20 protein-coding genes are annotated in these 20,648 nt (G+C 41.7%); 13 read left to right on the top strand and 7 right to left on the bottom strand.

Features of this window, described 5'->3' with window-relative positions; genetic code table 11:
* Positions 1-7: 7 nt before the first annotated feature.
* The 9 genes from A2517_RS10105 (at position 8) to A2517_RS10065 (ending at position 9,881) form a co-directional block, all read left to right on the top strand.
* On the top strand, positions 8-733 hold the full coding sequence (locus tag A2517_RS10105; protein WP_294896649.1) for a hypothetical protein: 726 nt from the start codon (positions 8-10) through the stop codon (positions 731-733).
* Positions 730-2,226 carry a GH3 auxin-responsive promoter family protein gene (locus A2517_RS10100; RefSeq protein WP_294896647.1) on the top strand — a complete coding sequence of 499 codons (1,497 nt, stop codon included), beginning with the start codon at positions 730-732 and terminating at the stop codon, positions 2,224-2,226. The genes A2517_RS10105 and A2517_RS10100 overlap by 4 nt, the downstream gene beginning before the upstream one ends.
* Positions 2,223-3,596, top strand: a complete 1,374-nt coding sequence (locus A2517_RS10095) for a radical SAM protein (RefSeq protein ID WP_294896645.1) — start codon at positions 2,223-2,225, stop codon at positions 3,594-3,596. The genes A2517_RS10100 and A2517_RS10095 overlap by 4 nt, the downstream gene beginning before the upstream one ends.
* 5 nt (positions 3,597-3,601) lie before the next feature.
* Positions 3,602-4,960, top strand: coding sequence for a radical SAM protein (locus A2517_RS10090; RefSeq protein WP_294896642.1), 1,359 nt, complete (start codon positions 3,602-3,604; stop codon positions 4,958-4,960).
* Positions 4,960-6,078, top strand: a complete 1,119-nt coding sequence (locus A2517_RS10085) for a hypothetical protein (RefSeq protein ID WP_294896640.1) — start codon at positions 4,960-4,962, stop codon at positions 6,076-6,078. The genes A2517_RS10090 and A2517_RS10085 overlap by 1 nt, the downstream gene beginning before the upstream one ends.
* Positions 6,075-7,388 carry a radical SAM protein gene (locus A2517_RS10080; protein WP_294896638.1) on the top strand — a complete coding sequence of 438 codons (1,314 nt, stop codon included), beginning with the start codon at positions 6,075-6,077 and terminating at the stop codon, positions 7,386-7,388. Before A2517_RS10085 ends, A2517_RS10080 begins: the two co-directional genes overlap by 4 nt.
* A gap of 1 nt (position 7,389) precedes the next feature.
* The gene (locus tag A2517_RS10075; RefSeq protein ID WP_294896636.1) at positions 7,390-8,721 is read left to right on the top strand and encodes a radical SAM protein; all 1,332 of its coding nucleotides are present in this window, start codon (positions 7,390-7,392) and stop codon (positions 8,719-8,721) included.
* On the top strand, positions 8,718-9,383 hold the full coding sequence (locus tag A2517_RS10070; protein ID WP_294896634.1) for a hypothetical protein: 666 nt from the start codon (positions 8,718-8,720) through the stop codon (positions 9,381-9,383). The genes A2517_RS10075 and A2517_RS10070 overlap by 4 nt, the downstream gene beginning before the upstream one ends.
* Before the next feature lie 126 nt (positions 9,384-9,509).
* Complete coding sequence (locus A2517_RS10065; protein WP_294896632.1) at positions 9,510-9,881, top strand: YbgC/FadM family acyl-CoA thioesterase; 372 nt, start codon at positions 9,510-9,512, stop codon at positions 9,879-9,881.
* On the opposite strand, the gene A2517_RS10060 is transcribed toward A2517_RS10065, so the two are convergent.
* The 7 genes from A2517_RS10060 to A2517_RS10030 all read right to left on the bottom strand — a co-directional run bounded on the left by A2517_RS10060 (position 9,876) and on the right by A2517_RS10030 (position 14,308).
* Entirely contained in the window at positions 9,876-10,331 is a 456-nt protein-coding gene (locus tag A2517_RS10060) for an ankyrin repeat domain-containing protein (RefSeq protein WP_294896630.1), read from the bottom strand. The two genes, A2517_RS10065 and A2517_RS10060, sit on opposite strands and share 6 nt — an antisense overlap.
* Positions 10,331-10,837 (bottom strand): ferritin-like domain-containing protein, encoded by a 507-nt coding sequence (locus tag A2517_RS10055; protein ID WP_294896628.1) that lies wholly within the window; start codon positions 10,835-10,837, stop codon positions 10,331-10,333. The genes A2517_RS10060 and A2517_RS10055 overlap by 1 nt, the downstream gene beginning before the upstream one ends.
* Positions 10,838-10,897: 60 nt before the next feature.
* Complete coding sequence (locus A2517_RS10050) at positions 10,898-11,563, bottom strand: Crp/Fnr family transcriptional regulator (protein WP_294896626.1); 666 nt, start codon at positions 11,561-11,563, stop codon at positions 10,898-10,900.
* Entirely contained in the window at positions 11,541-12,608 is a 1,068-nt protein-coding gene (locus tag A2517_RS10045; protein ID WP_294896624.1) for a hypothetical protein, read from the bottom strand. The genes A2517_RS10050 and A2517_RS10045 overlap by 23 nt, the downstream gene beginning before the upstream one ends.
* The gene (locus A2517_RS10040; protein WP_294896622.1) at positions 12,605-13,267 is read right to left on the bottom strand and encodes a uracil-DNA glycosylase; all 663 of its coding nucleotides are present in this window, start codon (positions 13,265-13,267) and stop codon (positions 12,605-12,607) included. Before A2517_RS10040 ends, A2517_RS10045 begins: the two co-directional genes overlap by 4 nt.
* Positions 13,268-13,347: 80 nt before the next feature.
* Complete coding sequence (locus A2517_RS10035) at positions 13,348-13,758, bottom strand: hypothetical protein (RefSeq protein ID WP_294896621.1); 411 nt, start codon at positions 13,756-13,758, stop codon at positions 13,348-13,350.
* A gap of 130 nt (positions 13,759-13,888) precedes the next feature.
* Positions 13,889-14,308 (bottom strand): class II SORL domain-containing protein, encoded by a 420-nt coding sequence (locus A2517_RS10030; protein ID WP_294896619.1) that lies wholly within the window; start codon positions 14,306-14,308, stop codon positions 13,889-13,891.
* 184 nt (positions 14,309-14,492) lie between these two features.
* On the opposite strand from A2517_RS10030, the gene glyS reads away from it, so the two are divergent.
* The 4 genes from glyS (at position 14,493) to A2517_RS10010 (ending at position 20,556) form a co-directional block, all read left to right on the top strand.
* Complete coding sequence (gene glyS, locus A2517_RS10025) at positions 14,493-16,529, top strand: glycine--tRNA ligase subunit beta (protein ID WP_294896617.1); 2,037 nt, start codon at positions 14,493-14,495, stop codon at positions 16,527-16,529.
* On the top strand, positions 16,501-17,640 hold the full coding sequence (locus A2517_RS10020; RefSeq protein ID WP_294896615.1) for an FAD-binding oxidoreductase: 1,140 nt from the start codon (positions 16,501-16,503) through the stop codon (positions 17,638-17,640). Before glyS ends, A2517_RS10020 begins: the two co-directional genes overlap by 29 nt.
* A 138-nt stretch (positions 17,641-17,778) precedes the next feature.
* Complete coding sequence (locus tag A2517_RS10015; RefSeq protein WP_294896613.1) at positions 17,779-18,867, top strand: methyl-accepting chemotaxis protein; 1,089 nt, start codon at positions 17,779-17,781, stop codon at positions 18,865-18,867.
* A 3-nt stretch (positions 18,868-18,870) separates the two neighbouring features.
* Positions 18,871-20,556: an EAL domain-containing protein gene (locus A2517_RS10010; RefSeq protein ID WP_294896611.1), complete on the top strand. Its 1,686-nt coding sequence runs from the start codon at positions 18,871-18,873 to the stop codon at positions 20,554-20,556.
* Positions 20,557-20,648 lie beyond the last annotated feature (92 nt).

Genomic DNA, 20,648 nt, shown 5'->3' with positions numbered 1-20,648 from the left:
TGTGTTAATGCATCAATATTCTACCTGTTTTAGAGATATTCACTCATTATCGGAAGATGAAATAAGTGCTATTGCAACGTTGTATCTTTGTTATTACGATGGTTCAGATCAATCAATAGTAGTGTCTGATTTGAAAAAAAAGACACAAATTTTGTTGTTGTTTCATGAGGATGTAATGGTCGGATTTACGACATTTGAACTCTATGATCGTATATGGGACGATCGACTGATTAGTGTTATATATTCAGGGGATACGATTGTTCATCATGAACACTGGGGGCAGCAGACCCTGGCTTTTGCATGGATACGTTTTATCGGTGAATTAAAACGGGCGGTGCCACTGAAACCGATCTATTGGTTTCTAATCGTTAAGGGGCATCGAACATATAAGTACTTACCGGCATTTACTAAATCGTTTTATCCTCACTGGTCCATCGACCGTAGTGATTTAAAACCGCTTTTGGATTTTCTTGCAGAAGACAAATTTGGTGAATTTTACGATAGAAACAGCGGTATTATTGCCTATGAGCGCTCTCGCGGACATCTAAAAAGTGATTTTGTTTTACCATTGAAAAATGAGACGATGAAGCCTTCGGTGCAGTTCTTTTTGGAACGTAATCCGAAGTACGGGGAAGGGGATGAACTCGCCTGTATTTGTGACTTTGATGATACAAATCTTAGACCTTTTACCAAGCGGATGCTTCAGTCATACAGTACGGAGAAAACCGCTTGAACCAAGCAGCAGGTATGGATTCATTGCGAAAGAGTCAAGATGAATGGCTTATGGAATGTCTAAAATGTAATGCTATGAGCCGTTATGGGCGAGATTATCGATTTGAAGAAATAAGTAGCATTAAAATGTATCAAGAGTATGTACCGATGGTTGATTATGAAACTATTGAACCATCGATAAAGCGGATTGCGGCAGGGGAAGCAGATGTATTGTTTCAAGGAGTTCCAGCTGCCTTTGAAGTGACCGGAGGCAGTACAAGTGGGGGAAAACTAATCCCCTACAGTGAGAAAAGCTTTAAAGATTTTCAGAGTGCGATTTTACCGTGGTTATACGATATTTCGCAGCGATACGGCATTAGCGGAAAAGCTACTTATTGGTCTATCAGTCCTGCCTTGCGGCGTGCTACTACTACCGATGGTGGGATTAAAATCGGTGTATCGGATGCAGAATACTTGGGAGATATTGCCAGCGAAACTTTTAATGATTCGCCAGTTGTTCCATCATGGGTAGGAGAACTGTATGACGTCGATAAATGGCAATTGGCCACATTGTATTGGTTGGTACAGTGCAGGGAACTTGAGCTAATTTCCGTTTGGAGCCCAACATATTTATTGATGCTTATGGAAGTTCTCGAAGAACGTTCTGATGAGCTTTTAGACCTTTTTACAAAAGGGGGTATGATCGATGAGCATGTATTATATTCTGATGGGAATGCTTGCGAGCGATTGCGGAATTATTTGATGAATAAAGAGAGTGCGACGCTTTGGCCGCAGATTAAACTAATCAGTTGCTGGCAAGACGGCTCATCGAGACCGTTTTTTGAACGCTTGAAGCATCGATTTCCTCATGCCTCCTTTCAGCCGAAAGGTTTGATCTCTACAGAGGGTGTCGTCACGATGCCAAATGCGGATGGATTACCATTGCTTTCACCGGCTTCTGGGTTTTATGAGTTTATAGATGTTAATGGAGATAATTATTTAGCACATGAGCTTGCAACCGATAAAATCTACGAAATTATTCTAACCACTTCCGGTGGACTCTATCGTTACCGGACGGGGGATATGCTCCAGTGTGAAGGATATGAAAACGCTCTGCCTATATTGCGTTTTGTGGGAAGAAAAGGGATTGTTTCTGATATGGTTGGTGAAAAGTTGAACGAGGGTTTTGTTCGAAATGCATTACAAAGCGTTGGTGGCTTTTCAATGCTAATACCAGATAAGAGGATCGATCCTCATTATATTCTTCTGAGTGATTTAGCAAATACCCCTGATAAAACAATAGAGGTGGAAACAAAACTGATGGAGAATCCACAGTATGCGTATGCGCGAAAAATAGGTCAATTGGGATCATTAGAGCCTCTTATCATAAAAGATGCAATGCTCTTGTATATCGAGTATAAAACCAATACCGGTAGCCGAGTCGGGGATATAAAAATACCCTCATTAAACAGCGATGATGAGTGGCTTCGGATTATTAGAGGGAATATAAAATGAAAATAGTACTGATCTCTCCCAAAGGACCACTCTATCGACATAGAGGGGGTATTTTTAAAAAATCTCTACGCTATCAGCCCTTAACGTTGACGACGTTGGCCGCATTGGTACCTGAAGAGCTTAATGCCAAGATTCAACTGATTGATGAGAGTATTCAGGTTATTCCCGAAAATCTTGAAGCTGACATCGTCGGAATGACGGTGATTACCGGTACGGCAAAACGGAGTTATGAACTGGCCGCACAATTCAGACAACAAGGGATATTCGTGGTATTGGGTGGTCCACATGTCACCTTGGTTCCCGAAGAAGCGGCTGAACATGCCGATGCTATTTGCGTCGGTTATGCCGAACAGAGCTGGCCGCAATTGTTACGAGATTTTAAAGAGAAACAACCAAAACATAGATATGATCAAGACAGTACGTTTACCCTGGATGGCTCTCCGTTTCCTAAGCGTGAACTTTTTAATAAACACTCATTTTTAACCCAAGCTGTTTTTGAAGCAACACGTTCTTGCGCCCATCATTGTGATTTTTGTGTAGCACCTAGTGCATGGGGAAGCAAACAGTATCAGCACCCTGTAGACTGGGTAATCGAAGATATTAAACAGCTGGGGCAAAAGAAGATTATTTTTGTGGATTTGAATCTAATTTCCGATAAGGCGTACGCAACAGAGCTTTTTACACAGTTGATACCGTTGAATATACAATGGTTCGGATTATCTACGGTGCTGATTGCGCATGATGATCATCTATTGGAACTGATGGCACGAAGCGGATGCAAAGGGTTGCTTTTGGGTCTTGAGACGGTTTCAGAAACGAGCTTAAAAGAGACGCATAAGCAATTTAACGCATCGGTCAATTATTATGATCTCATCAAAAAACTGCATGGGCTGGGTATCTCTATACAGGGGTGTTTTGTTTTTGGTCTTGATAATGATTCGATCGATGTTTTTGATGAAACAGTTGAGTTTGTCCTCGAAACCGGTATCGATTTGCCTCGTTATGCTGTGCTTACCCCTTTTCCGGGGACTCCGTTGTATCAAAGACTCAATGATGAAGGGCGAATTTTGACTCGTGATTGGGAATTATATGACGGTCAGCATGTCGTATTCGAACCAAAGCAAATGAGCGTGGAAGAACTTCTTCTTGGGCATGAACGGGCATGGAAAAAAACATATACGTATTCAAATATCGCTAAACGTTTATGGCAAGCGAAGAACTTTCAACCCCTCGCCATTACCTCAAATCTTGGGTATCGATTTTATGCCAACAATCTTGATAAGTTCTATAACTGCGATTGGCATATTCAATCTATGATGCCCAACCCGCTAGCCGGATTTGGGACTGAGATTAAAACGATGAAGCGTTGAGAGCTATGCATATTACGATCATTCATCCGGCAATAGGGCATATTAAAAATGAACGATATATTCGTTCTTGGCAGATGGAACCTCTACCTGCAGCTGCTATTGCCGGATTAACTCCTGATGATGTCGAGATTAGTTTTTATGATGATCGTATGGATAAAATTCCTTTTGATAACTCTACTGACGCTGTGGCTATTTCCGTTGAAACCTACACAGCCAAGCGGGCTTATCAAATAGCAAGTGAATATCGTAAACGAAATATACCGGTCATAATGGGAGGATTTCATGCAACGCTGCTTCCTGATGAAGTAGAACAGTACGCCGATACAGTCCTTATCGGAGAAGCGGAAACGATTTGGAAAGAGGTTATTTCGGATCTGAAAAATGGAAGATTGAAACAACGCTACAAAAGCGATGAACGCCCCTCGTTAGCGGATATACGACTAGACCGTTCTATATTTAAAGGGAAACGTTATCTCCCAATAGGCTTAGTGGAGACGGGGAGAGGTTGCCGGTTTTCATGTGAATTTTGTGCTATTCAATCTTATTTTGAGAGCACCCACCGCACACGACCGATTGAGGATATCATCACAGAGATAGAATCGCTTAAAAAAGAGAAAAATATTTTCTTCTTCGTGGATGATAATTTTATCGGCAATATCAAAGAGGCAAAAGAACTTTTACGCGCACTGGTACCGCTTAAAATCCGATGGATTACCCAGATGAGTATCGATGGAGCATTTGATGATGAACTTTTGTCACTACTGAATGAAAGTGGTTGTAAAGGGGTTCTGATTGGATTTGAAAGTCTGGATGAAAAAAACCTCAAATTGATGAACAAAAGCTTCAACACGATGCATGGGGGGTATTCTAAAGCCCTTGAAAATCTTCGTCGGCATAACATCCGCATTTACGCCACATTTGTCTTTGGCTATGACCACGATACGATGGATTCATTTGATGAGGCGGTAGATTTTGCACAAGAGCATCAGTTTTATATAGCGGCCTTTAATCATTTGACACCCTTTCCCAGTACTCCACTCTATACTCAGCTTGAAATACAGGGGCGATTGAGGTTTAAACAATGGTGGCTTGATGATAATTACCGCTATAACGATTTACCGTTCTTTCCTCGCAATATGCTGCCTGAAGAAGTGACCCGCCAATGTGTCGATGCACGTCGTAAATTTTACAGTTTTTCGAGTATTTTCAAGCGGGTTTTCGGTAAAGCAAATCGAAGCGATGGATTCATGCTACGCAACTATTTACCGATTAACTTTATGCATCGCAAGGATGTCAGCAACCGAAATGGTTATCCACTAGGGGATGAAAACTGGAAGGGTGAATTGCTGAGGGTAGAGCGATAATGGCAGAGTACTGCAACAAGAATACACTTTATCGTCTCGCTGCGCCTAAAGACGATGCGACTCTAAAACGTCTCCTGCATGAGAACCCTATGAAATCGTGGGTCAATATTTCCACGGAGCGTGAACCGTCTTATTTTGATGGTGCATCATTGATGGGGGAAACGTATGCTCTTATCGCCCATGATGCCATTGTTGAAGAGAATATTATCGGTATGTATTCGTGTTCATATCTGCCGGTTCATATTGACGGCAAAGCTGAAAGGATCGGATATCTTGGAGGATTACGTGTTGCCTCTGAATTTAGGCATAAAATCCACTATATCAAGCATGGATATGAAGCCATAAAGAAAATCGTCCCTTTACGTGCGACGGTGCCATTTTATTTTACAAGCATTGCCAGTGAAAACACTACAGCGCGTAGATTACTCGAAGCAAATATGAGCGGGATGCCCTGTTATTCGCCTGTAGGTGAGATGACAACAATGATTTTTTCGGTTCATCAAGGAAAAAATAGAGGAAAACTGGTTCAGGCCAGCTCAGAAGATATTTCAGATATTGTCTCTTATTACAATAAGAGAGCCTCATCCTACCAGTTATCCCCGTATTTGAGTGAGGAATGGCTGCAAAATACTGCCGGACTTCCAGGATTGGGTATCCGTGATTTTTGGCTATTGAGAGATAAAAAGGGAGTGCTACGTTGCTGTTTCGCTCTTTGGGATCAACGGGCGTTTAAACAGAGTGTTGTAAAAGGATATAAAGCACCGCTGAAGCATTTACGAATACTTTACAATGGGTATGCTCGAATGACGAAACGGGTGGAATTGCCTCAGGTTGGAAAAGCATTGGAACATCTTTATATTGCTTTTTTCGCTTGCGATACCGATGACACGGTTTTGGCCATCAACGTGCTCAAAGAAGCTGCTTATATAGCCCGTGCAAAAGGGGCGACAAGTTGTGTGATGGGGATATCCTCACACCATGTACTATTACCGATTCTAAAGCACACTCTTAAGCCTGAAATCTACCGAACGCAGATCGAGGTAGTAACGCTCAATGGAGATGATCAATACACGAATACCTCTGAGCAAATAATACAACCTGAAGTGGCACTTTTATGAAACTAAAACGCATAACGCTTATACGTCCAAACATGGGCGATTATCGCTCAAACGATGCATTGCCACCACTCTCTATCGCGATCTTGGCTGCACGTACCCCTAGCGATATTGAAATTCGCTTTTTTGACGATCGTATTGAAAGTATTCCTGAAGACGACACTCCTGATTTAGTGGCACTAAGTGTCGAAACGTTTACCGCACGCAGGGCATACGAAATAGCCAAAGGGTATCGAAGCAGGGGAGTGCCTGTCATAATGGGAGGATACCATCCGACACTAATGAGTGACGAGGTCCTTGAACATGCGGATGCCATTGTAATAGGTGATGCAGAAGAGTGCTGGGAAAAGTTACTGAATGATTTTAAAGAGGGAAATCTTCAACAGCGCTATAGTGGAGGCAATGGACACTCTTTGGATGATTATCGAATCAATCGCACTATCTTCAAGGGTAAAAAATATATTCCTGTAGAGTTGGTGCAATACAGTCGTGGATGCAGGTTTACCTGCGAATTTTGTTCGATTGATGCTTTTTATAAAAACAGCGTGCGGGTTCGACCGGTTCAAAACATTGTAGAAGAAATTGCCACTTTGGATAGAAAAAAGCTCCTTTTCTTTGTGGATGATAATCTTTTCAGCTCGAAAAAAGAGCTTTACGCACTCCTTGATGCCATCACACCCCTTAATCTCAGATGGTCATGTCAAATCAGTATCGATGCGGCACGGGATGATGCACTGCTGGACCGTTTGGCGGAATCGGGATGTATTTTTGTTCTCATCGGCTTTGAATCGCTCAGTGAGGAGAATCTAAAGCAGATGGGGAAAAGTTGGAACAAGGTGAGTGGTGATTACCTTGAAATTGTCAAAAAATTTCATAGAAGGGGGATGGCCGTTTATGGTACTTTTGTATTCGGTTATGATCAAGACACTCCCGAGCTCATCGAAAAAAGTTTGGCGTTTGCACTCGAAGCAAAACTGGAAATCGCCAATTTCAATCCGTTGACCCCGACTCCCGGATCAGCACTTTATGATCGGCTCAAGAGTGAAGGGCGGCTCATCCATGAACTGTGGTGGCAAGATTCATCGTATCGTTACGGTGACGCTATTTTTTCACCCAAAGCGATGAGCCATGATGAGTTTTCCGAAAAATGTTTCGAGGCTAAAAAACAGTTTTATTCATGGAATTCCATAGCATATCGGCTTTTACTCAGCGATACAAAATTTAACCTCTTCAGATTTGCTATGGTCGCATTAGCTAACATTGTATCGCGTAAAGAGGTGCTAAAAAAACATCATCGGCATCTGGGAAAATAGCATGAAAATAACCTTGATAAAACCAACCATCGGACGCCTTGAACATAGTCTTTATGTCGATGAGGGACGTATGGAGCCATTGATGCTCGGTGTACTTGCCGGACTCACTCCTGATGAACATGAGGTGGTTTTGCATGATGACCGCATGGAATCAATCCCCTATGATGAACCGACTGATTTGGTTGCTATCACCGTCGAGACCTATACAGCACGGCGCGCCTATGAGATCGCCTCAGAGTATCGCGAACGCGGTGTTCCTGTCATTATGGGGGGGATGCATGTTTCTTTGGTTCCCGAAGAGGTAGGGCAGTATGCCGACAGTATTTTTATTGGTGATGCAGAAACCTTATGGGCTCATGTTCTTGATGATGTTAAACACAATAAACTACAAAAGGTATATAAAGCTCCTCCCGGCATCGGTCAAATCGGAGGAGTGAAACCCAGACGGGATCTGTACAAAGGCAAAGGTTATCTCCCCATGTCGTTGATGCAATTCTCACGCGGTTGTCGTTATGAATGCAATTTTTGCGCAGTCAGCCGTTATTTTGATAAAAAACATTATATACGTTGTATCGATGAAGTATTAGAAGAGATTGCAGAGCAAGACCGAAAATTTATTTTCTTTGTAGATGACAATATTGCTTCCCATAAACACGCGCTCAAAGAGCTTTGCCAAGAGCTTATACCGATGAAGATAAACTGGATCAGTCAGGCAAGCTTGGATATTACTCAAGACAGGGAGATTATGAAATTGATGGCCGATAGCGGATGTATCGGTAATGTTATGGGTTTTGAATCGATTACGCCGGAGAGTTTAAAAGATGCAAAGAAAGTTTCGAATATTCGCGGATTTTCAAATTACGAACGTGAAATAGAAATACTGCGCGATCATGCCATGCAGACTTGGGCCGCATTTACTCTCGGATATGATAATGACACCTATGATTCAGTACTGGCGACGATGGAATTTGCCCGAAAAAACAAGTTTACATTTGCGGCATTTAATATTTTAATGCCGTATCCCAATACCCCTTTATACGAGCAGCTTGAACGCGAAAATCGACTCTTGTATGATGGAAAATGGTGGCTTCATCCCGAATATCGGTTTAATCAGGCAGCCTATATCCCTACTCGAATGACGTCTGATGAATTGACAAGGGCTTGTCATGAGGCACGAGAACAATTTAACAGCATCCCCTCATTACTGTACCGATTTTCCGATGTAAAAACCAATCTAAAATCTTTGTGGCGCGCTACAAATTTTCTCCGTTACGCACTCCTATTCCGAAAAGAGGTTTATAAAAAACATCATATGAAATTCGGACTTAAATGATGAATAAAAAATTCTTTACTTACTATCAATACATCGGACCAATTGTATTAACACCGCTCTCTTTTTGGCTCTGGTGGCATACCTATGATGGCAATATCACTCTGACGTTAATCGCATGGTTGATACCGGTGCTTTTTGCGTATATCGTTCCGGGAATCGGTACTAACGTACTTAACGTGTGGGAGTTTAACACCAAATATCGGTTGGGAAGGTTTAGACCCCATCATGGATTTGTGTTTGGAAGTGCAACATCTTCTTTGGCTTGGTTATGTCATACCCATATGGCAGTAAACATGGTTGACGTATTACAGACAGCATTTATTTTGGCTTCTGTATTGGGATTTTGGAACGTGATTTATGATATCAAGGCTATTAAAGCCGGTATCTTGGTTGTTTATAATCAACCTTGGGCAGATGGTAAAGATGCCGAAGCCATCACTATGGACTATGCGCCTATATTTTTTGCAGGATTTGGTTTAGTCTATGGGTTTGGGCTTGGGGTTGCAGAATTACTTTATGTGAAGGGATTTATGAATACGACTTTTTCAATACTATATATCATCTTTTTACTCGGGATATCTATAGCTATTCCTGTCATTCTTTACCGAAAACATTCATTACGTAAACATGGACATTATGGATGTAAGCCTATTAAAAAATAAAATAGATTTGCATAGCGTTTTATAAAGTGTTATGATGACGGCATAGAGAGTAGATATATTTTATATTCGTATCTCTCTATGAAATACAGATATAACATGATAAAACACCGTTAAATAGGGACTTTAATGACAATTAGGATTTATTACGAGGACACTGATGTCGGCGGTGTCGTCTACCACTCAAATTATCTAAATTTTTGCGAACGGGCGCGAAGTCAACTCTTTTTTGATGCGGGGCGTTCTCCGATTTTAGAGGGGGGACATTTCGTTGCCAAGCACATCGATGCCGATTATCTCAAAAGTGCCAAATTCGGGGATATTTTAGAGGTAGAAACGACATTAATCGAGATGAAGAATGCTTCATTCACATTTCTACAGGAAGTATTTAGAGGTGAAGAGAAGCTTTTTTCGATGAAAATTGTATTGGTTTATATTGATTTTACGGGGAAAATGATGAAAATTCCCTCGTCTGAGAAGGAATTTCTTGCCGCATTATAATAGCGGTTTGAGTTTCGGAGCCGATTTAGAAATGGCATCTGCAATTTCCTGATTTCCCTGCATCATGGCGATGTCCAAAGGGGTCATACCGTCTTTGCTCACGCTTTGACCGGAAGCACCGTTTTCAAGCAAGTAGAGTGCAATCGGAGTATAACCTTTCCAAGCGGCAAGATGCAAAGCGGTAGCACCGCCGGAATCTTGTGCATTGACATCCGCACCTTTAGAAATGAGATGTTTGACCGCATCAGCATTACCCACCCAGCACGCATACATCAATATAGTTTTATTATTATCTTCACGTGCACTATTCGCATCTTGGAGGGTTTTAACACGCTCATGAAATGCCACATTATCGTTTCGGTCGAGCAACCCGACCAAATCGAGTATATTAGCCCCCTCAAGGGAGAGAGTAAAAAGCAATAGAGTAATGAAAATACGATATTTCATCATTATTTCTTGAATTGCTCGATAAACTCTTCAATATCATCAAACAGTGCTTGAAGATCTTCTTCATGCTCAACCTCGTCGGCTAAAATCTGAGAGACGAGATCATAGGTGATAATATCTTTTTCACGGGTTATATCAAGGATATTTGAATAGACACCGATAGCGCACTGTTCCCCTTTTATCGCCTGTTCCAATACTTTGCGGACATCCGGCTCAGTCGGAGCCTCGTATCCGCAATTACTATTTGTCAGCCACTCGGCAGGGTGGAGGGCAGGAATTCCACCGAGCTGGATAATCCGATCCGCTACCATCGTCGCATGACGAAGCTCATCCGCAGCGTGTTGAGTGAGTTCAACGATAGCGGCATCTTTCATCAGACCTTTGACCACTTTTGCTTCAATAAAATATTGATAATAGGCAAGCCACTCATCACAATAGGCTTTGTTTAGCAATTCATAAACAGTCTGTGCTTCGATCCCTTTTAGGAGCGAAATCCCTCTTTTACCCATTTAAAACTCCTCATCTCTAGATACCTTAACTCTATCACTGATTCTCTTAAAGGAAAATAATTATCCGCAGTAAATAGCGAGTTCATTAGGGAGTAAAAGGGTTAACCCCTCATTTTTTGAAACGGAAATAACACCCTCGGATTTCAATTTTTTGATCATACGAGAGAGGGTCTCGGGGGTAATACCTATTAAGTGTGCAATTTCAATCCCTTTGAGACGTTTAAACGCTTGTGAATCTTCACGAATAAGGCGTGCAACTTTGGCCATAGCGTTGGGGGCACTGTGGCGTTGAAGCGAACGCTCCAATGCCGATATTTTTTGAGTTAACGAAGAGATGAGGGCAATGCTCAAAGAGGGATCGTTTTGTAAAAGATTCAAAAAAGGATCACGCGCAATTTTTAAAATCATTGCGGGTTGTAAAACTTCACACGATGCGGGATAGGGGACTTGTTTGAGAGTTGCGACTTCGGCAATCAAGGATGGGGCTTGAAAACGATGAATCAGCATCGTCTCGCTAGAAGCGGTTGATTTGTAAATAGAGACTTCACCCTCTATGAGAAAATGAAAATAGTCGCTCTTCTCCCCTTCATAAAATACAATCTCGCTTTCATTGTAGCGGCGAAGGATGCCGATATCCTCTATTTGTTTACGCTGATGAGGGGATAAGTGGCTAAATATCCCGACTCTATCGAGAGAGATCGCGTTAGCGTGAGGTGAGGGGTTCAAAACCATACTCTTTTGCACGGACTAATTCGACAGGATAGATCACCTGATTATTGATCAGACGCATCGTATAATCTCTAGGAGAATTATCCAATATTGAGACAAGATAATCGATCCCCACACTCGTCGTATATTGAATCCAATCAAACGTAATATCATTGTTCATCAGCGCATTCGATTCGTATATTCTAGCGGGAAATTCAACGAGGGAATTGGCAAGGATGATATTTTTACGATCGGCATATTGGGTCAGCGTCAGAAGGGCTGGGTCGATATTGATTTGGGTTGAGAGGATATTGCGCTCTTGTACACCCGTAAAGGTCATATGCGCAGTCAAAACAGCACTTTTAACCACCGGAATGTGGAGGATAACGCTCGATTTGTTAAATTTAGAGGGTTTGGCAAGATGGGAAATAATAGTATCCCCTTTGGTATCAACCGCATACGAAGCTACTTTTTTCTTTTCACTTTTATGGGCTAAAAAAACCTCTTCGGTTGTTACTTTTAACTGCGTCCCTACCGTGGAGCTGTCATAAAAAATAGCGATCGAATCAGACATATACGGCAGCAGTGCCTCAATCTGAGCCACATAATCGATCCCGCCGAAGGTAAAATTCTCTCCTGCCGATGGTAGATCGCGTTTATGCACAGTGGGAATGAAGATAGGCAATCGGGTATCCAAAGCAATCAAATTTTTAGCTCCGATGATGGTAAGCGGGGCGAGTATGGCATCGATATCATCGTGACGCACCTTTTCCAATCCCTCATTGAGCGAAGCGGATGACTCATCCATCATATCATACCGTTTGATTACGAAATTGCTATTTTTCAAGCTCAAAAGGGTCGCCATTGAAACGTTATACAGGGTTTGTGAATATTTACCGATCACTTTAGGGGAAGAGAGAATAGCAATTTTTATTGGTTCATCTGACTCAATCAGTGTTTGCGGCGAATCTACGACATCCGAATACTTTTGTATGATGAGTGTCCTAGCCTCTGCAACGAAGAACAGCAAAAAGAGAATAAAAACGACTCGGATACCCTTCATGACAGCTGTGCCTTAATGGTTTGCAGATCACGCATAGCCTCTTTTTTGAGTGAAGGGTTTCGAACCAAATACAAGGGGTGATACATAGGTACCAGCAAAGAGTCTCCGAACGTGATAATTTCTCCGCGCACACGCTCAAAATCGCCGTTGTCCCCACTCAGAAGATGATACGCATCAGGCCCCAATGTCACTATGATACGAGGTCGTATCAACTCGATTTGTTTGGATAAAAACGGTGCACAACTGCTACACTCGCTGGGAGAAGGATTTTGAAAACCAAAAGGTTTGCATTTGACTGCATGGGTAAAATAAATATTTTCTACATTTTTGTGAAGCACTTTCTCGATCATATCACGCAGCATCACACCCGATCTTCCGACATAATATTCGCCTTCTTCATCCTCAGCGGCTGAAACGTATCCATCAATGAACATCAACTCTGCACGTGCATCACCGTAGCCCACCATGCTTTGAGAGCGGGATTTGCTAAGATCACACAAATAACATTGAGATATACTTTCCCCCAATACACCGAGAGTATCGGGCAATGAGTATAAAGAGGTTTGGATATTGGGGGTAATCGGATCGACATAGGTATAACCCAGCGATTTTAAGCGGTAAAGATTTTCTAGCAGTGCGAGATTTTGAAAAGAGTCCACGGATTTCACTTCTTTGAATTTAAGAGAGTATAAATAAGAAGGGGTTAAAAGGAGATAAAGAAAAAGTATGAGGGGTTTTTCTAACGATAGAGTATATCTTCCGTCTCGATTCGGACATAAGGATTTTTTCGTGTTTCGGTCATAATTTGCTTTAATCGGTTTAAAACATTTTGATATGTTTTAGAGGGATCAAACGTATCCAATGCTACACAGCTGGTACTATTTTTGAAATGAATATCGAGATTATGAACGAGATTTTGAGAGGCTTTGAACGCATTGTCCTGCTCCGTGAATGAAAAGATAATAAAATAGTGATTTTCATCCAACTGCATTAACTGATCAGAAATTCGGACATAAGATGAGAGTTCTACAACACTCAAGGGCTTCTCATGGTAGAGAAGAGCAAAGGTTGCATTCACTTGAAATCGTTCATACGTGTAATACGTTTTTTTAACAAGCACATTGATGCGGTTTAAAATGTCATAGCCCATTTTTGCATTCTATCTTTAAAAATAATTTTACAATGATACCTTAAAAGAGTTGTTATTCTTATGTTACGGAGAGAAAATAGGTGAAGAGTTAAAGCCCAAAAAGGACTTTAATTATTTATTTACGAAACGGTTACGAACAGTGTCCGCCGCCGCAGCATTGTGAAGCTTCTTCTACTTCAACTTCGACTGGAGTTGATTCCCACACACCGTGTTTGGTGCAGTAGCCGTGAGCAACAAGGGTCAATTTTTTACCCATTGGAACGATGTTAAAAGTCACTTCCGCATGATTTTTTTCATTTCCGAGTGTACCGGGGACGAAATCAGCACGAGCAAGCAACGTCTCACCGTTGTAAAGTGCGATGTTCGCGATGAAATGATCGAAATCATCCGGATGAGAATATTCATTCCCCATTTTTACGGTAACAGCGAATTTCTCCCCTTTTTTAGCACTTGACGCACAGTGGATAAACGGAGAATGACGATCAATATAATCTTTTTTAGCTTCGCGATCTACAGTACTGATATCGACGTAACGATTGATGGTTGGCATGTTGGTTCCTTATGAAATTTAAGATGAATGGAGACATTGTACACATCAAAACTTTTAACTAGACCTAAATCGGATACTTTATCTCTTAATTAATTTTTTCCAAAGCAACCATCATCCAACAGCATTTTTTAACCATCTAAGCGGTAAAATCAGCCTTTAAATAATGATTGATGGATACGTGATTATGTTAAAACCTCTTTTGATTGAAATCGGTGTAGAAGAACTCCCTGCTGTCCCTTTGCTCAAAGAACTCTCTGAGATTGAAAAAAAATGGGTAGCGGTATTAGAAAAAAATGCCCTACTGGGTGAATTTGAATTTTATTACACGCCGCGCCGTTTGGTACTGTGGCACAGAGAATTTAAAACCTCTCAAGACGACCGCGAGGAAGAGTTCTTCGGAGCACCTGTGGAGATTGCGATCAAGGACGGAGTTCCTACCCCTGCGGCTTTGGGTTTTGCCAAAAAATGCGGTGTAGCGTTTGAGGAAATTATGCGCTCCGAAAAGGGTGGTAAAGAGGTTCTTTATTTCAGTAAAAATATTCCGGGTCGTTCAAGCACAGAGATATTGGGTGAAATGATTGATCAATGGATCAAAAGCCTTAACTTCGGTAAATCGATGCGCTGGGGATCAAGTCATGAGAGCTTTATCCGTCCGATCCGCTGGGTAAATGTCACACTTGGTGAAGCGTTGGTCGATATGGAACTCTTCGGTGTCCGCTCTTCTTCTGAGACGTATGTCCACCGTATCAGCCATTTCGAAGCGAAAAAAGTAAATTCTATCCATCACTATTTCGATTTACTGAAAGAGGGTTCGGTTGATCTGTACCCGCAGAGCCGCCGCGAATCCATCTTGGCAAATTTCGCTGCACTCGAACGTGAGAACGGCATCAAAATCGAAATTGACGAGGATTTGCTCGACGAAGTCGTCGCCATCACGGAACACCCGACACCGCTTTTGGGAAGTTTTGACGAGAGTTTCCTCGAACTCCCGCCTGAGGTTATCATCACCTCAATGAAAGAGCATCAACGCTATTTCCCTGTCTTCAAAGAGGGGAAACTGATCAATGCTTTTGTCGTGGTTTCCAATGCCCTTACCGATGATTTCAGCCATGTTATCGAGGGAAATCAGCGTGTTCTCCGTCCGCGTCTCTCCGATGCACTTTTCTTTTACCGTAACGATCTCAAAAAAGGTTTGAGTACGGCAGGGTTAGAAAAAGTTGTCTTTATGAACGGTTTGGGGACATTGGCCGAGAAAATCAAACGTGAAAAAGTGGTTGCTTCGACCATCGCAAATCTCATATATGATAATATTAATCCATCTGATTTGGATCGTGCAATGGAGTTGGCAAAAGCCGACTTAATGTCTGAAATGGTGTATGAATTTACCGAGCTTCAGGGACTTATGGGATACTACTACGCCCTAGCTCTCGGAGAATCCGCCGAAGTAGCCACAGCAATTAAAGAGCAGTATCTCCCTAGCGGTGAAGAGAGTGCATTGCCGAGTACGATGCTCAGCGCCATCGTTGCTATGTCGATGAAAATCGATACCCTCATCGGTATGTTCAGTATCGGTGAGATCCCTACGGGTTCACGCGATCCGTTCGCCCTTCGCCGTGCCGTAAACGGGATTATCAAAATCGCCGTAGCACACCAAATCCCCCTTAACTTCTCAACCTTGATCGATCAACTCTCAAATCTCTATCCGCAAGGAAAAGAGTACAAAAAGAACATTGAGACCTTTATCATCGAACGTCTCGCTGGTGCCTATGTCGGTGTTAATCCATCGATCATCCAATCGATCGTTGCCAAAGATGCTCACGTAGAGCTTGACGTCCTCGAAATCGACCGTAAAATTCTTGCCGTCTCATCTATCGCATCCTCCGAGTCGTTTATCGAAGCGTTCTCCACCTTTAAACGGGTCAGCAACATCCTCAAAGACGAAGCAATGGACAAAAGCTTCTGCGTCAACGAATCCCTCTTTGAAAACGACTCTGAGCGCCATCTACACTCTGCCGCAACCTCTGCGATCTCTGCAAACTACGAAACCCTCGAAGAGCGTTTGGATGCGTTGTTCGCCCTCAAAGCACCATTGGACAACTTCTTCGACAATGTTATGGTTAATGCCGAAGACTTGAGCGTCCGCGCCAACCGCAAAGCATTGGTCGGAATGATCTACGCCGAGATTTATTCGATTGCCGACATCAAAAATATCACTTTATGATGTCCTCATCATCGGTGCAGGGATAAACGGCTGTTGTAGTGCTTATACTCTCGCGCAATCAGGTTTAAAAGTCGCTCTGATCGATCAGGACGGTATCGCTTCGGGCGGTAGCGGTGCGGCAGGGGCATTTATCTCCCCAAAAATCTCAAAAGTGGGTGAACTCAAAGAGATTATGGGTGAAGCGCATTCCGAAGCTCTCAAATTTTACACAGCCCATTTTCCCAAATTTACCCTTGTAAAACCGCTTCTTCATATTGCCAATAACCCGAAAGAGGGTGAAAAAGTTGAATCCTTCAAGTATGAGACTCATCTAAAACACTCGAATATTCCCCATAAGATACAAACCTTCCTGAGCGATGAAGCGTTAAGCTCATCTTCTATTTATTTTGACATAGGTGCCGTCGTCGATGCACAAGGTGTCTGCACTGCTATGGCAGAGGGGATCGATTTTTATCCGATCAAGGTTGAAAAGCTAATTCACAACGACCATGTGTGGCAGGTCGATGAACTGAGAGCCAAACATCTCGTCCTCTCCATCGGTGCCTATCCGAAACTTCTCCCCATTGACTATGTCGGTTTACGGGGCATTTGGGGGCATCGAATCGATATAGAGACCTCCACACACATTCCATGCATACTCCATCACCATGTCTCGATCTCTCCGACAAACCAAGAGGGGATAGTTGCCATCGGAGCGACCCATGATGTCCATTACTCACCATTTTCCGGTGAGCCGTATGAGATAGAGCAGGGGAGAGCCATACTCCTTGAAAAAGCCTCCAAAACACTGCTACTCAATTCGATTAATGTCGTAAAAGACTATACAGGTTTACGCTCCGGTTCAAATGACTATCTTCCGATGCTGGGAAATTTGGTCGATGCTGCTGCAACATTAGAGAAATATCCCCATATTCGCCATGGACAATGGGTTGATCCAAACGAATATATCTATTATCCGAACCTGACAATGATTAACGGTTCTGGCGGATACGGCTTCGTCCTCGCACCCTATTTAGCTAAAAAGCTCAAAGAATATCTTGTGGATCATATTCCCCTCAATCCTATCCTTTCTCCGTCCCGTTTTTTTCCAAGATGGGCAAAAAAACATTAATTCTTCTTATTATTCACTAGCTATTACCTTATAATTAATTATAATAAAACAACCATAAATATTATATTTTATTACTTTAGTAATTTGTTTTTGATACAAATATTGTATAATGTTGCTTTTTATTTACAAAGGAGAAGAATGTTTGGTAAGGCAAAAATAGAGCTATTAACGAAACAAATAGAACTATTAACACTAGAAAATCAGCAATTAAAAATGACTCTGCAAAAGAGTGAAGAAGAAAACTCTATTTTAAAAGAACGCTCCTTAAGTGAAGAGAAACAAGCAAAAGAGTCCTCACTCAAAGAGGAGCTGATTGATCTATTATTGTCCGGTTGTACCAACAATATCCCGATTATTCAAAAAGATTTTTCCGGCAGTATCGATCAATTGCATCAGATGCAAGATCATTCCAAAAATTCATCCCTCGGTTCACGAGAAAGCATTTCAGCCATTTCTGAAAATCTACAAAAACTTATTATTTCAATCAACGAATCTACCGAAGGGGTTCAACGGCTCACAGGAGGCATTAATGATGTCTCCTCATTGATGATGCTTATTAACGATATTGCCGATCAAACCAATCTGTTGGCACTCAATGCCGCAATCGAAGCGGCACGTGCTGGAGAACACGGACGCGGGTTTGCCGTTGTTGCCGATGAAGTACGCAAACTCGCCGAGCGCACTCAAAAAGCGACCAAAGAGGTTGAAATCACCATTAATACCCTCAAACAAGAGTCCTCTAATATTCAAGAATCTTCTGAAACCATGACTTCCGTTGCCCATGAATCGGAAAGACTCACATCAAATTTCGAAGAGACTCTTAAAACGTTTGCAGAAGATGGGGAGATCATGGCAAGCTCTATCGATCATATGTTGGACAATACGTTTATCGGTTTAGTCAAACTCGATCATCTTCTCTTTAAAACCAATGCCTATATCACTATGCTTCATGAAAATGCTTCTGCCCATTTTTCCGACCATCATGAGTGTCGACTCGGAAAATGGTACGATAGTGGAATCGGTAAAGAGCGTTTTTCTCATACACCAAGTTTTAAAGCGATAGCGCAACCTCATTCCCAAGTCCATCACCATATTATCGATGCGGTAAAATGTCTCAAAACAGGGTTATGCAGTGAGTCAACAAAAATCATAAATGATTTTAAAGCGGCAGAGGCAGCTAGCAAAGAACTATTTACACTTCTCGATCGATTACCTGCAGAGCGGTAAAGTATGAGTAATACACCTGCTATTGAAATGTTTGATCCTATGGAAGCCATCATTAATAACACTGAAGCATTGGTGTATGTCATTGATTTGACTACCTATGAAATAGTGTATGCAAATGATCGGTGTAAAAATACATTCGGTGATGTCGAGGGAAAAGCATGCTATAGAGTGCTACAGCTTGGTCAAAATGGGCCTTGTGATTTTTGTCCGTTGCAACAACAGTCTGTAGATCCACTTTCACTTCCGATTGGAACTTCTTTTGAATGGGAAAATCAAAATACGATCAACAAGCACCATTATCTCTACACGGATCGTATCATTCGTTGGAAAAATGGTCAACTGGCTAAGGTACAAGTGGGAATCGATATTACCAGTCAAAAAAAATTAGAATCTGAGTTAAAAAATCTTACCCATTATGATACCCTGACTACCTTACCGAATCGTCTCCTCTTTACCGTCCATTTAAGCAATATGATTCATCAAGCCAATAGAAGCAAACACTATGCGGCTATTTTATTCATTGATTTGGATCATTTCAAAACGATCAACAATACTAAAGGTCATAGTATGGGTGATCTTGTGTTGGTAGAAGCGGCCAAACGTATTTTTAACATTGTTCGTCAATGCGATACGGTAGCACGTTTTGGGGGCGATGAGTTTGTTGTTTTAATCAATACCTCTAAAGAGGATAAAATTCAAGCAACTGCGGATGCTCAAGTCGTAGCAGAAAAAATTCTTACCGAGTTGGAAAAACCTTTTTATATTGATGATTATGACTTTAGAACATCGGCAAGTATCGGAATAGCAATGTTCATTGATACAGAGCATTCCATTGATGACTTGATGAAATATGCAGACAGTGCTATGCATAATGCAAAAGCAAATGGTCGAAATACATTCCGTTTTTTTGATCCTGTATTGCAAAAAATGATTGAAGAGAGAGCGCATATGATCAATCGTTTGCGTAAAGCCATTGAAAATAATTTTATGGCATTGCATTATCAAAATCAAATTTTAGTCAATCGCCATCAGCATGTCGTCGGGGTCGAAGCACTCCTTCGTTGGAACGATCCTGAGTACGGGATGATTTCACCCGGAGAGTTTATCCCTCTTGCAGAAGAGAGCGGTCTTATTATCCCTCTAGGTGAATGGATTATACGAGAAGCGGCACAGCAATTAAAAATATGGGAAGAGGATCCCATTAAAAAAGATTGGCGCATTTCCGTCAATATCAGTTACAAACAATTTGAGAAAGAGGACTTTGTTTCCGTTATGAGAGCAATCCTTCAAGAGTATAAAGCGGATTCTAAACGGCTTAGACTTGAACTCACCGAAAGTTTATTGATTAAAAATACACAAGATGCCTTGGATAAAATAAATCAACTAAAAGCCCTCGGTCTTACACTTTCTATTGATGATTTTGGAACCGGATATTCGTCCTTGTCTTATCTCAAACAACTACCGATTGATGAACTCAAAATCGATCAATCCTTTATTCGGGATTTAACAAGTAATAGAAATGATGTTATCATCGTTGAAACCATCATCTCTATCGGACAAAAATTTGGATTCGAGGTTATAGCGGAGGGTGTTGAAACAGAAGAGCAGTATGAGCAACTTGTCTCCATGGGGTGTGAGTATTTCCAAGGTTATCTCTTCGGAAGACCGGTAGAGCCTTCGTATTTATAAAATCAATCGTAAACAACAACTCCATAATTGTCATCTATCCGATAAAAACGCGAATCGGCTGTAATAATCAACTCATCGAGGCGTGCGAGATG

Origin of the sequence: Sulfuricurvum sp. RIFOXYD12_FULL_44_77, from assembly GCF_001830725.1 — a bacterium.
GTDB lineage: Bacteria > Campylobacterota > Campylobacteria > Campylobacterales > Sulfurimonadaceae > Sulfuricurvum > Sulfuricurvum kujiense_A.
Note: the sequence above shows the minus strand (reverse complement) of the source record. Positions and strands in the feature narration are given on the sequence as shown.

Bases quoted from the DNA above. Each gene is read 5' to 3' on its own strand.
- A2517_RS10105 (WP_294896649.1), top strand. From the start codon at position 8: ATGCATCAATATTCTACCTGTTTTAGAGATATTCACTCATTATCGGAA.
- A2517_RS10095 (WP_294896645.1), top strand. From the start codon at position 2,223: ATGAAAATAGTACTGATCTCTCCCAAAGGACCACTCTATCGACATAGA.
- A2517_RS10090 (WP_294896642.1), top strand. From the start codon at position 3,602: ATGCATATTACGATCATTCATCCGGCAATAGGGCATATTAAAAATGAA.
- A2517_RS10085 (WP_294896640.1), top strand. From the start codon at position 4,960: ATGGCAGAGTACTGCAACAAGAATACACTTTATCGTCTCGCTGCGCCT.
- A2517_RS10080 (WP_294896638.1), top strand. From the start codon at position 6,075: ATGAAACTAAAACGCATAACGCTTATACGTCCAAACATGGGCGATTAT.
- A2517_RS10075 (WP_294896636.1), top strand. From the start codon at position 7,390: ATGAAAATAACCTTGATAAAACCAACCATCGGACGCCTTGAACATAGT.
- A2517_RS10070 (WP_294896634.1), top strand. From the start codon at position 8,718: ATGATGAATAAAAAATTCTTTACTTACTATCAATACATCGGACCAATT.
- A2517_RS10065 (WP_294896632.1), top strand. From the start codon at position 9,510: ATGACAATTAGGATTTATTACGAGGACACTGATGTCGGCGGTGTCGTC.
- A2517_RS10060 (WP_294896630.1), bottom strand. From the start codon at position 10,331: ATGATGAAATATCGTATTTTCATTACTCTATTGCTTTTTACTCTCTCC.
- A2517_RS10055 (WP_294896628.1), bottom strand. From the start codon at position 10,837: ATGGGTAAAAGAGGGATTTCGCTCCTAAAAGGGATCGAAGCACAGACT.
- A2517_RS10045 (WP_294896624.1), bottom strand. From the start codon at position 12,608: ATGAAGGGTATCCGAGTCGTTTTTATTCTCTTTTTGCTGTTCTTCGTT.
- A2517_RS10035 (WP_294896621.1), bottom strand. From the start codon at position 13,758: ATGGGCTATGACATTTTAAACCGCATCAATGTGCTTGTTAAAAAAACG.
- A2517_RS10030 (WP_294896619.1), bottom strand. From the start codon at position 14,308: ATGCCAACCATCAATCGTTACGTCGATATCAGTACTGTAGATCGCGAA.
- glyS (WP_294896617.1), top strand. From the start codon at position 14,493: ATGTTAAAACCTCTTTTGATTGAAATCGGTGTAGAAGAACTCCCTGCT.
- A2517_RS10015 (WP_294896613.1), top strand. From the start codon at position 17,779: ATGTTTGGTAAGGCAAAAATAGAGCTATTAACGAAACAAATAGAACTA.
- A2517_RS10010 (WP_294896611.1), top strand. From the start codon at position 18,871: ATGAGTAATACACCTGCTATTGAAATGTTTGATCCTATGGAAGCCATC.